General features: G+C 72.2%; 8 protein-coding genes and 1 pseudogene. 2 read left to right on the top strand and 7 right to left on the bottom strand.

The window, feature by feature from the left end:
* The 6 genes from CM1CMNOD_RS15670 to CM1CMNOD_RS15645 form a co-directional block, all read right to left on the bottom strand.
* The coding region (locus tag CM1CMNOD_RS15670) for an LLM class flavin-dependent oxidoreductase (RefSeq protein ID WP_131774061.1) at positions 1-1,340 on the bottom strand (1,340 nt) is incomplete at its 3' end.
* A gap of 44 nt (positions 1,341-1,384) precedes the next feature.
* Positions 1,385-2,269 carry an ATP-binding cassette domain-containing protein gene (locus CM1CMNOD_RS15665; protein ID WP_013874572.1) on the bottom strand — a complete coding sequence of 295 codons (885 nt, stop codon included), beginning with the start codon at positions 2,267-2,269 and terminating at the stop codon, positions 1,385-1,387.
* On the bottom strand, positions 2,266-3,306 hold the full coding sequence (locus CM1CMNOD_RS15660) for an ATP-binding cassette domain-containing protein (protein WP_013874571.1): 1,041 nt from the start codon (positions 3,304-3,306) through the stop codon (positions 2,266-2,268). Before CM1CMNOD_RS15660 ends, CM1CMNOD_RS15665 begins: the two co-directional genes overlap by 4 nt.
* The gene (locus CM1CMNOD_RS15655; protein WP_013874570.1) at positions 3,303-4,496 is read right to left on the bottom strand and encodes an ABC transporter permease; all 1,194 of its coding nucleotides are present in this window, start codon (positions 4,494-4,496) and stop codon (positions 3,303-3,305) included. Before CM1CMNOD_RS15655 ends, CM1CMNOD_RS15660 begins: the two co-directional genes overlap by 4 nt.
* Entirely contained in the window at positions 4,493-5,533 is a 1,041-nt protein-coding gene (locus CM1CMNOD_RS15650) for an ABC transporter permease (protein ID WP_013874569.1), read from the bottom strand. Before CM1CMNOD_RS15650 ends, CM1CMNOD_RS15655 begins: the two co-directional genes overlap by 4 nt.
* Before the next feature lie 138 nt (positions 5,534-5,671).
* Positions 5,672-7,195 carry an ABC transporter substrate-binding protein gene (locus CM1CMNOD_RS15645; protein WP_013874568.1) on the bottom strand — a complete coding sequence of 508 codons (1,524 nt, stop codon included), beginning with the start codon at positions 7,193-7,195 and terminating at the stop codon, positions 5,672-5,674.
* A 647-nt stretch (positions 7,196-7,842) separates the two neighbouring features.
* Here CM1CMNOD_RS15645 and CM1CMNOD_RS15640 point away from each other — a divergent pair.
* A complete protein-coding gene (locus CM1CMNOD_RS15640; protein ID WP_013874567.1) occupies positions 7,843-8,619 on the top strand; it encodes an SDR family NAD(P)-dependent oxidoreductase in 777 nt (258 codons plus the stop codon).
* Positions 8,620-8,660: 41 nt separating this feature from the next.
* Here the strand turns inward: CM1CMNOD_RS15640 and CM1CMNOD_RS15635 are convergent.
* Positions 8,661-9,568: pseudogene (locus CM1CMNOD_RS15635) on the bottom strand (TauD/TfdA dioxygenase family protein).
* A gap of 1,102 nt (positions 9,569-10,670) precedes the next feature.
* Here CM1CMNOD_RS15635 and CM1CMNOD_RS15630 point away from each other — a divergent pair.
* Positions 10,671-11,859 (top strand): FAD-binding protein (locus tag CM1CMNOD_RS15630; RefSeq protein WP_131774060.1); only part of this gene is annotated, 1,189 nt, incomplete at its 3' end.

Below are 11,859 nucleotides of genomic sequence, written 5' to 3'. Positions count from 1 at the left end.
GTGCCGGGGGTAGCGGTCGCCGGCCGCCAGCCCAGCGCCGGGGCGATCTCGGTGCTGATGATCTCCAGGCGGCGCAGTGTCGCGTCGAAGCTCGCAGCCCCGCCGGCCTCACCCTGGACGGCGGCGATGAAGTAGGAGGTGAACCCCGGCCCCACCGGGTTCGTCGCGAGGCTCTCGACGATCACGTCGACCGGGCCGTGGTGGACGTTCATGGCGTCGAGCGCGGCGGCGTCGTCGGCGGTGTCGGGCAGTCCGAAATGGGACAAGTACGGACGGTAGCGGGCGATGCCGGCGGCCAGGTCCCGCTGGGCGGCCAGGCGGTCGGGCCCGGGGAACACACCGTGCGCGACGGCGAGCCGGGCCGCCGGGTAGCCGTCCGGGCACAGCGACCGGGCTGCCGCCCTCGAGCGGCCAACCGCGGACGAAGGGCCATCCGTGGACGAAGGGCCATCCGTGGCCGAAGGGCTATCCGTGGCAGAGCGGGCAGCCGTGCCCGAGCGGACCGTCCCGACGGATCGGCCGTCCCCGCCCGGTCCGTCGGCGGGGTGAGCCGTCCCGGCCGGGAAAGCCGTCCCGTCCGGCCTGGCGGTCGCGCCTGAACGGGCCGCGGCGTATGCGCGCAGGTACGTTTCGGCCAGCGGACGCTGTGCCGACCCCGCGGGTCCGACCCCGAGCAGCAGCCCGTCCCCGACCCGCGCCGCGGCCGTCGCACCCTCGGCGCTGGAGGTGGAGTCCCACAGCCGCCCGGCCAGCGTCGGCGCCGGCGGTTGCAGCCGCAGCCCGTCGGTGCCCGGGACGTCGCCGCCGCGCAGCAGGTCCCGCAGCAGGCCGACGGCCTGCGTGAACAGCTCCCGGCGCGCGCCGGCGTCCCGGCCGAAGGCGGCGAACGCCGGCGAGTTGGCCGCGCCCGTACCCAGCCCGAGCTGTAGCCGCCCGCCGCTGAGCGCGTCGACGACGGCCGCGTCCTCGGCGACCCTGATCGGGTTCTCCAGCGGCAGCACCACCACCGCGGTGCCGAGCTCGATCCGCCGGGTCGCCTGCGCGGCCGCGGCGAGCAGCACCAGCGGCGAGGGCAGCCGGCCGTACTGAGGGGAGAAGTGGTGCTGGGCGATCCAGCCGCCGTCGAACCCGAGCTCCTCGGCGGCGACGAACAGCTCCACGAGCCGGCGCAGCAGCTCCGCCGGCTCCTCCCGACTGAACACATGGGTCAGGAAGCCCAGCTTGAACGGCCGGCCACCTCCGGCCAGGGGATCGTCCCTGGACAGATGGTTGCCGCCGGCCGGCGGGTTGGTCTCCCGGTTGCCGCCGGCCGGGAGACTGGTCTTCGAGTCTGTCGTCATCCGCGTCCTCACTGTCGGGCCCCGCGCGCTGCGAGCCTGGCGGCTCACCCGGTCGGTGGCAGCCGGGGCACCGCTGCCACCAGTGTCCGGGTGTAGGTATGGGTCGGTGCGGACAGCACCGTCTCGGTGACGCCGCGTTCCACCACCTCGCCGCGGTGCATGACGATCACCTGATCGCACAGCCGGGCGACCACGCCGATGTCGTGGGAGACGACGACCAGGCTGAGCCGGTAGCTTGCGGCGAGAGCGGCCAGCAGGTCCAGGATCTGCGCGCGCACCGACACGTCCAGGGCACTCACCGGTTCGTCACCGACGAGCACCCGCGGGCGGGGCGCGAGTGCCCGGGCGATGGCGATGCGCTGCCGCTGCCCACCGGAGAACTCGTGCGGGTAACGCGTGCGGACGTCCGGGTCGAGGCCGACCGCGCGCAGCACCTCGTCGACGCGGGCGTGCCGGCCGGCACGCGCGTGCCTACCGTCGCCACCGTCGCCACGGCTGCCGTCGCCGTCGCCGTCGCCACCGCGATCGCCACTGCCGCTGTTGCCGTTGTCGTTTCCGTCGGTGCCGAGGCATTCCAGCGGTTCGGCGACGATCGCGCCGACGGGCATCCGGGGGTTCAGCGAGCTGAGCGGGTCCTGTAGGACGACCTGCACCTCGCGGCGCAGCCAGCGCAGGTCGCGGGGGCGCCCGGGCCGGACCCGCCGGCCCCGGTAGCGCACCGTCCCGGCGTCCGGGCGCTCCAGCCCGAGCAGCAGCCGGACCAGGGTCGACTTGCCCGACCCGGACTCGCCGACGATGCCGAGGCTGTGACCGTCCGGCAGCGAGAGATCGACGTTGTGGACGGCGTGCCGGACGCCGGCCGGGCCGAACAGCGAGGTGCGCGGCAGTCGGTAGCCGCGGGTCAGCCCACTGGCCTCGAACAGTGTCATGCGCCCGCCTTCGACGTCCGCTCCGGCCGGCCGTCCACAGGCCTGGCGGCCAGGTCGCCGGCGGGTTCGACAGCCGGCCTGCCCACGAGCTCGGGAGCCGGGCCGCCCGTGGGGCCGGTCCAGCTTGTGCGGTGTGCCGCCGCCAGCAGCCGCCGGGTGTAGGGATGCCGCGCGGACCGCAGGACGGTCTCGGTCGGGCCGGTCTCCACCAGCCGCCCGCCGCGCATGACCGCGAGCTTCCGGGCGACCGAGGCCACCACCGCGAGATCGTGGGTGATGTACAGCAGGGCGGTGCCGGCCTCGTGGACGAGGCGGGTGAGCAGGGCGAGGACGTCCGCCTGGACGCTGACGTCGAGGGCGGTGGTCGGCTCGTCCGCGATGAGCAGCGCGGGTCGGCAGGCGAGCGCGATGGCGATGCCGACCCGCTGGCGCTGCCCGCCGGAGAGCTGGTGCGGGTACGCGCGGACGAGCCGTTCCGGGTCGGGCAGCCCGACCTTCGCGGCGAGTTCGACCGCGGCCGCGGCCGCCGCCCGCCGGGACAGCCCGCGGTGCAGGCGCAGCGGCTCGCCGATCTGGCGGCCCACCCGCCACAGCGGGTTCAGCGCGGTGAGCGGCTCCTGGAAGACCATGGCGATCCGGTCGCCGCGGATGCGGGAGAGCTCCCGGTCGGACCGGCCGAGCAGCTCCCGCCCGTCGAAGCGGATGCTTCCGGTCGCGGCCGCGCCGTCTGGCAGCAGCCCGAGGACGGCCAGCGCGGTGATCGATTTCCCGGATCCGGACTCGCCGATGAGCCCGAGCCGCCCACCGGCGTCCAGGCCGAAGCCGATCCGGTCGACGACCACTGTGTCGCCGAAGCGGACGGTGAGATCGGTGACCTCGAGGAGCCCGGACGGCGTCCCGCCCCGTTCCCGCCCCGTCAGCGCCGCCGACGGTTCAGGCGCCGCCGCCGCTGCCGCCGACGCCGCTGCCGCTGGTGCTGGTGCTGGTGCTGCCGGCGAGGATGTCGGTATTGGCGTCGGCGGTCTCTGTTCGCTCACCGTGATGCCTCTGTGGTATCGGAGTGTGACTGTCCTATGTGTGGCTCTCCTGTGGCGGACGGTGTGGTGTCCGGATCGCCGTTCGGTATCGCCGCCGGCTGGGCGTCCCGCTGGGCATCCCGGAAGCCCTCCCAGATGGCCGACCGGTCCTCTAGCGGATCATCCGGTGGATCTTCCGGCGAACCGTCCCACTCCCGCGGTGAACCGTCCCGCGTCGCCGGCCAGGCCCGTGGGGCATCCGGCGGCGCAGGCCGGGCGGCCCGCGCCTTCCGGGACGCTTTGCGGCCACCTCGCCGCGAGCCGCCCGACGTTGCCTGGCCGTCCCGCAGCCGCGGGTCCGTGGCCTCGCGGATGCCGTCGCCGAGCAGGTTGAACCCGAGCACCGTCAGCACCACGGCGAGGCCGGGCCAGAGCAGCACCAGCGGCCGCAGGGTGATGTACGGCTGCAGCTCCTGGAGCATCCGGCCCCACGACGGGGTTGGCGGCGGGGTGCCCAGGCCCAGGTAGGACAGCGCGGCCTCGGCGAGTACGGCGATCCCGAGCGCGAGGGAGAGCTGGACGTACAGCGTCGGCGCGATGTTCGGCAGGACGTGCCGCCGGACGATCCGCCTGGTGCCGGCGCCGGCCGCGTGCGCGGCCAGGACGTAGTCGGACGCCAGCACCCGGACGATCTCCCCCCGTGTCACCCGGCCGACCTGGACGCCGCTGCCGACGCCTGTCGCGATGACGGCGGTCCAGGTCGAACCGCCGAACACGGCGGCGAGCACCATCGCGAGCAGCAGGGTCGGGAAGGCGATCAGGACGTCGACCAGATGGGCGGTGGACTCGCCGACCAGACGCGGGGTGACGGTGGCGAGCAGCGCCAGCCCCACCCCCAGTACCGCGGCGACGGCGGTGGCCGCCACCGCGGCGAACACCGTGATCCGGGCGCCGAGAAGGATCTGGCTGAACAGGTCCCGGCCGAGCTTGTCGGTGCCGAACCAGTGCTGCCCGCTGATCGGCAGCCAGGGCGCGCCCGCGTCCACCCGGGTCGGGTCGTACGGCGTCCAGACCAGGGACACCGCGGCGGCGGCCACGACGAGCGAGGACAGCAGCACACCCAGCCGGCCCGAACGGCTGCGCAGCAGGGCCGTCACCAGCGGCGGGGCGGTCCTCGGCGGCCGGGCCGTCCCGCGCGGCGGAGCCGTCATCTCGGGCCCCGCGTCCCGGCGGCCGGCAGCCTCGGATCCAGCAGCCTCGGATCCAGCAGTCTCGGATCCAGCAGTCTCGGATCCAGCAGTCTCGGATCCAGCAGTCTCGGATCCAGCAGCCGATGGCCGACGTCGACGAGGAAGCCGACGACCAGCACGGCCACGGTGATCAGCAGCACTGTGCCCTGGACCTTGACCAGATCGCGGTTGCCGATGTCGACGATCAGCATCTGCCCGACGCCCGGCAGCGCGAACACGTTCTCGATCACGACCGTGCCGGCGAGCAGGGTGGCGAACTCCAGGCCCAGCACGGACAGGACCGGCCCGGCCGCGTTGCGGACCCCGTGCCGCAGCAGTGCCCGGCCGCGGGTCAGCCCCTTCGCCCGGGCGGTGCGGATGAAGTCCGCGTGCAGCACCTCCAGCGTTGCCGAGCGGGTGAACCGCATCAGCACCGCGCCCTCCACCAGCGCCAGGGTGACCACGGGCAGCGCCAGGCTGCGCACGGCCGCCGCCGGGTCGTCCCAGCCGTCCGTCGGGAACCCGCCGGCGGGCAGCACCCCCCACTCGACCGCGAACAGGGTGATGAGCATCAGCCCCACCCAGAAGCTGGGCACCGCGATGCCGAGCTGGCTGAGTGTGGACAGGGCCAGCCCGTCGGCCCGCCGGTGCCGGGCCGCCGAGATGATCCCGAGCGGCAGCGCGACCGCGACGGCCAGGACGGTCGCACCGGCCACCAGCGGCGCGGTCACCGTCAGTTTCTCGCCGAGCTGCGCCGACACGGACACCCCGTTCACCGCCGAGGCGCCGAAATCACCGGTGAGGACACCGCCGACCCAGCTGGCGTACTGGGTGATCAGCGGTCGGTCGACGCCGAGCTGGTGGCGGATCCTGGCGACCTGCTCCGGGGAGGCCGTGGTCCCCGCGATCACGTCGGCCACGTCGCCGGGCAGCAGTCGCAGCAGCAGGAAGACGAGCAGGCTCGCGGCGACCAGCGACAGGGCCAGCAGGACGAGGCGCCGCAGCAGGATCACCGCCATGGGCCCGTCCTTCGCACTCCCCACATCCTCCGTACCACGACCCTCCGAACCATGATCTCGTGAATCACGACTCTCTGTATCATGATTGTTGCCCTCCGGGGCAGGGGAGGGCGTCGAACACGACGGCGGCCGGTCGGGTCAGGACCTCCTGATCTGGATCTTCGAGACGTCGTAGAGGGACGACAGGTTGTTGGTCGGGTAGCCGGTGACGCCGGCCCGGACAATCTGCCGAGCCGGGCCGAGCAGCAGCCAGTCGCTGGCCGCGTCCTCGGAGATCTGCCGGGCGAGCCTGCGCAGGTTCTGGTCACGCTCGGCGTCCGAGGACGCCGTCACCGCGGCCTGATAGGCCTGCTGGACCGCCGGGCTGTCGTAACGCCAGTAGTAGCCCGGCTTCGCGTAGTTGCCCAGGTCCCGCGGTTCGGCGTGGTCGACGATGCTCAGGTCGTAGTCGGCGTTCCGGTACACCTGGGTGAGCCAGGTGGGGAACTCGACGCTGGCCGTCCGCACCGTGATCCCGATGTCCTGGAGCTGGGAGCGCACGTACTCGGCGATGGCCGGCGGGTAGATGTTCGGGACCGTGAGCCCGAGGGTCAGCCCACCCGCGTAGCCGGCGTCGGCGAGCAGCCTGCGGGCGTTCGCCGGGTCGTACCTGTCGATTCCGGTGAGGTCCTCGTACCAGGGGTCCAGCGGTGGGACGGAACTGCCGATCCGGGTGCCGCCGCCGAGTACCCGGATCAGGCCGTCCTTGTCGATGCCCTGCCGGATCGCGTGGCGGACCCGGGCGTCGGACAGCGCCGGCCGCGAGTGGTTGAACCCGAGGGTGATCTTGTCGCTGCTGGTGCCCGTGGAGACGGTGAAGTTCGGGTTGCCCTGGTAGGAGTTGACCAGCTCGATGTCGGTGATGCCGCCGATGTCGACCTGCCCGGTCCGCACCGCGTTGTTCTGCGCGTTCGGGTCGGTGATGTAGCGGAAGACCACCCTGGCGACGCCGGCCTTCGGCCCCCAGTACCGGTCGTTGCGGACGAGCGTGATGCTGTCGCCGTGCCGCCAGCTGTCGAACCGGAACGGGCCGGTGCCGACCGGCCTGCTGTCCAGGTCGGTGGCGCCCTCCCGGATGATGACGCCGGCGGCTCCGGTGAGCCGGTAGGTCAGGTTGGTGTCGCGGTCCTTCAGGGTGAGCACGACGGTCTTCTCGTCGGGCGCGGTCACCGAGGCCACCGAGGCCAGGTCGGCGGCGTTGGGATTCACCGAGTCCGGCGCGCTGACCCTGCTCAGGGAGGCCACCACGTCGGCGGCGCGCAGCGGTGAGCCGTCGTGGAAGGTCACGCCGTCCCGCAGGGTGAAGGTGTAGGTCTTCCCGTCCTCCGAGATCTTGTAGGACGTGGCCAGCGCCGGGGTGATGGCGCCGGAGTCGTCCCGCTGGAGCAGCCCCTGGTAGACGTTGTTGAGCAGGATCTGGCCGATGGCGGCGCCGGAGGCCCTGGTGATGTCGAGGCTGCCCGGTTCGAGCACGAGACCGATGGTCGCGGTGGCGTCCGGGTTGGCCGCGCCGGTCGCGCCGGCTGCCGGGTCCGTCGCCGCGCCGCCGGAAGCGTCCGAACCGCAGGCTGTGAGTACCGCCAGCGCCAGGGCTGCCGCGCCGGCGAACAATCTGATCTTCATCAACTGCCTTCTCCTGGAAAGCCGTCGGCCACGGTCACGGCCGCAACCAGCGACGCTGCCGGGGGCTGCCCGGTGTCGCCCGCTACTGCCTGGCAGCGGGACGGACGCGGATGTCAGCGGCTACGGAACATGATCGAAATGGGCGTTGGTGAACGCGGTGCGTTCGGTGCGGGCTGGTTGCCGGAACTCGGGCCACCTCACCGCACATGACTCACCGTAATGAAGCTGTACGCGACTTGTTGCAAAGGCCGTTGCGCCGCAAAGGCCTTTGCAACGTGGAAGCAACCAAGAAGCAACCAAGAAGCAGCGAATAAGCGCGGTGCAGGAGGAAGGCCGGGAGGAGCGTCGCCGTGCCGGCCGGGCCCGGGCTCGCGGGCTGTCGCCGGTGGACGCTGCGGGCCCGGCGGCTGTCAACGGGAAACCGTTCCGACAGGCAGCCGGTGTGATACCGGCTGTGGTACCGGCGCGCTCACCGGGCTTTCAGGATCAGCAACAGATCTGGTCGAAATGATGCGCGCGGCGGGAGATCCAGAACGGGTCGAGAATCATCGCTGGCAGCCGACGCCCTGTGCGCACCGCCTGAATGTAACCTCACGCGGGATCAGACTCAATCAGGACCTTGCGGACGAGACCCGACGGAGCCGGACATGGATCTACAGCTGGACGGGCGGCGCGCGATCGTGACCGGTGGCAGCCGTGGCATCGGGCGGGCCATCGCCAGATCGCTGGCCGCCGAAGGGGCCAAGGGCGTGATCGCCGCGCGGGACGCCGACGTCCTGGCGGTGGCCGCCAGGCAGCTTGCGGCCGAGACCGGCGGTACTGTGCTGCCGGTTGCCGCCGACACCCGCGACGGGGGCGCCGTGGCGCGGCTGGCCGAGCGGACGGTCGCGGAGCTCGGCGGGGTCGACATCCTGGTCAACAACGCCGCCCAGCCGGGCGGCGCCGGCGGCCCCGGCGGGTTCTCCGCGCTGGCCACCGCGGATCTCGCCGACGACATCGACGTGAAGGTCATCGGTTACCTGCGCACCGCCCAGGCGGTCGCCCCGCACCTGATCCGGGCCGGCTGGGGTCGCATCATCAACATCGGCGGTCTCGCGGCCCGTTCGACCGGGCGGACGGCCGCGTCCATCCGCAACGCCAGCGTCACCGCGCTCACCAAGAACCTCGCGGACGAGCTCGGCCCGCATGGGATCAACGTCGTCGCGGTCCATCCCGGGCCCACCGTCACCGAACGGTTCGCCGACCTGATCGGCGACGATCCCGCCCGGCTGGACGCCGTCACCGCGACGCTGACGATCGGCCGGGTGGTCACCGCCGAGGAGGTGGCCACGCTGGTGACCTTCCTCGCGTCCCCGCTGAGCGTGTCGGTCACCGGTGAGACGATCGCCTGCGGTGGCGGGAGCCGCGGGCCGATCTACTACTGATGATCCTGGCCAGTACTGATGATCCCGCCCGGCCGGGATGGCTATGCGGCGAGCGGAGTGTAGTGGGAGGCGTCGTCCCCCTCGACGGCGTAGCTGCGCCGGCCATCCACCCCGACCGGCACGTCGCCGGCGACGGTGACCCGGTGCAGCAGCCGCGGGAGGTCGCCGTAGTCGTCGACACCGTAGTGCTGGGTGCTGCGGTTGTCGAAGAAGACGAGGTCGCCGGGGGCCCACCGCCACCGGACGGTGTTCTCCGGCCGGGTGACGTAGGTCTGCAGCAGGCGGAGGAGGTCACGCGACTCGGTCACGGACAGGCCGACGATGCGCTGCGCGAACCCGCCGATGAACAGGCCCCGCTCACCCGTCTCGGGATGGACGCGAACCACCGGGTGGGCGGTCCGGTACTTCCGGGAGACGAAGATCTCGCGGTACGCCTTCGTCTGCTCCGTCTCGGCCCGCGGGATCGCGTAGTCGTAGTCGTTGCTGTGCTCCGCCCAGATCCGGTCGGCCAGTTCGCGCAGGTCGCCCGGAGGTCCTGGTAGGCGGTCACGGAGTTGGCGATGAGGGTGTCCCCGCCGGCCGGGGGGATCACGACGGCGCGCAGGGTGCTCGCGGCCGGCGGGGAGACGACGAACGTGACGTCGGTGTGCCAGTTGTTGGCCCGGCCCTCGGTCGAGTCCACCCGCAGCACGTTCGGGCTGCCGGCCAGGGACGGGACGGTGGGGTGCGCCGTGGTGAGCGCGCCGAAACGGGCGGCGAAACGCTGCTGCCCGGCGTCGTCGAGTTCCTGCCCGCGGAAGAACAGCGCCTTGTGCTCGACGAGCGCGGCCCGGATCGACGCGATGACGGTGTCGTCGCCGAGCGCGTCACGAAGGTCCAAGCCGACGATTTCGGCGCCGATCCGTCCGGTTACCCTGCGGATGTCGAGATTCGTGCTGACGACGGCCATGTCGCTCCTTGGCGATCCGGGAACGTGGGTGTCCGGCGGGGCGGAAGCAACCGCGGGAGAAGCCGCGGAAGAGGCGCGGCCGCACCGCCTTCGGTCCTTCGGTCCATCGGTTTTCTCGTCGGTTCTCCTCCCGGCCGGCGGGGAGAAGCGCTCCGGCGACCGGTCCCGACGGTTTCCTCGTCGGCCCGTGATGCCATGCTCGTGTCCACCGCGGAGCACGGTCAATATTTGGCGGTCCAGCGAAAATAATTCGGCATTCGGTGGCCGTCCGTGTCGGCGGACGATGTGGGCGCGATGAGTAATGTTCTGGCGGGACGGGTCACGCGTCCGGGAACCGCGAGTGATGGCCGGGCCTTCCGTCGTACCTGCGGGTGGCGGTATGGCGGGTCGTGACGGCATACCGGCATCTCCCGTTCCCGTCCAGGCCGCCTCCGGCGGGGGCGGATGCCGCTCGGCCCAGGTCGGCGACCTGACCCGGGTACGGAAGAAACATGATCGATCTTCCTTCGTGTCGTGTCGACCGCTCCCGTGGGCGGGTTGACAGCCGGCCATTCCTGCCTACATAGTCGCCAACATGTCGAGGAGCGGACTGTCGGTCCGGCGAGTGGTGGACCATGTCCATGTCGCCAGTGATCTGTGTCACTCCCGGTCGAATCAAGGTTGATTCTTTCCGGCAGTTACATGGTCTTTTCAGAAGCGTCAAACAGTTATTCAAAAATTGCTCTACGCATCACTGGCGGCGGTGGTGGCGGTCGCTGGCCCGGGTCGTGAATGATATTGATCAGCTGGCGGCCGGCGAAGCCGCGGAAATTTTTGGGACGGCCTCGCCGGGCTCTTCGGAAAACCACTCGATCCCAGTTTCTCCGCCGATTTCCGTATCCGCTCCGGTGCGTCTGTGACGTCGCCCGCCCGGGATACCGGGAAGGAAGCCGAGAAGCCGGGACGCCCACCCGTCCTAATCATGATTCGACCGGCTGCCGAGAACCGAGACAGGGAATCTGATGAACGACCAGCCCCGCCAGCCACACCGACACCGCGACATGTCCTCGACACGTGTCGCCCGGGCCAGACGCGCCGCCCGGGCCGGCGTCGGCGGCCCGCGGTGAGCGCCGTGTCGAGACGCCGCCCGCGGCCGGTCGCGACCCCCGCCGAGACCGACGTCCTCGTCCTCGGGGGAGGCCCGGCCGGGACGTGGGCGGCGCTGGCGGCGGCCGCCGGCGGCCAGCGGGTCACGCTCGCCGACAAGGGCTACTGCGGCACCAGCGGCTCGACGGCGGCCGCCGGTAACAACCTGTGGTATCTGCCGCCGGACGGGGACGCCCGGTCGCGGGCCATCGCCGCCCGTGAGACCGCCGGCGGTCACCTCACCGACCGGCGCTTGATGGCGCGCGTCCTCGACCGGACGTGGCAGGCGGTCGAGCAGCTGACGGACTGGGGCTACCCGTTCCCGGTGGCTGACGACGGCACCCCGCGGCGCGCCAGCCTGCAGGGCCCGGAGTACATGCGGCTGATGCGCCGCCAGGTCCGGCGTGCCGGCGTCGTCATCCTCGACCAGTCGCCAGCCCTTGAGCTGCTGGTCGACCCTGACGGCGTCGTCACCGGCGCCGCCGGGGTCCACCGTCAGCGGGGCGGCGAGCCCTGGCGGGTGCGCGCCGGCGCCGTGGTCCTGGCGACCGGAGGCTGCGCCTTCCGGTCCGGCGCGCTGGGCCTGAACGTGGACACCGGTGACGGCGCGCTGATGGCCGCGGAACTCGGCGCCGAACTGTCCGGGATGGAGTTCTCCTGCCAGTACGGCACCGCGCCCGCCTTCGGCGCGCAGACCAAGGGCCTGATGTACCAGTTCGCCGTGTTCACCGACGCCGACGGCGCCGAGCTGGCCAGCGCCGCGTTCCCCGGCGGGCTGCTCGACGTGCAGCGGGCGGCGCTGCACACCCAGGTGTACGCCCGGCTCGAGCGGGCGCAGCCGCACCTTCGGGAGGCGATGCGCTGGTCGCAGCCGAACTTCTTCCTGCCGTTCGACAAACTGGGCATCGACCCGTTCACCCAGCGCTTCCCCGTCCGTTTCGTCATGGAGGGCACCGTGCGCGGGACGGGCGGGCTGCGCGTGGTCGACGACGGATGCGCGACCACCGTCCCCGGGCTGTTCGCGGCCGGCGATGCCGCGTCCCGCGAGCTCGTCACCGGCGCGATCAGCGGCGGCGGCAGCCACAACGGCTCCTGGGCGATCTCCTCCGGTAGCTGGGCCGGCGCGGCGGCGGCCCGGTTCGCCGCGCGGCGCCCGGCCGGCTGGC

This window comes from Protofrankia symbiont of Coriaria myrtifolia, from assembly GCF_900634755.1.
Lineage (GTDB): Bacteria > Actinomycetota > Actinomycetes > Frankiales > Frankiaceae > Protofrankia > Protofrankia coriariae.
The sequence above is the reverse complement of the archived record's forward strand: the minus strand, read 5'-3'. Positions and strand labels throughout refer to the sequence as shown.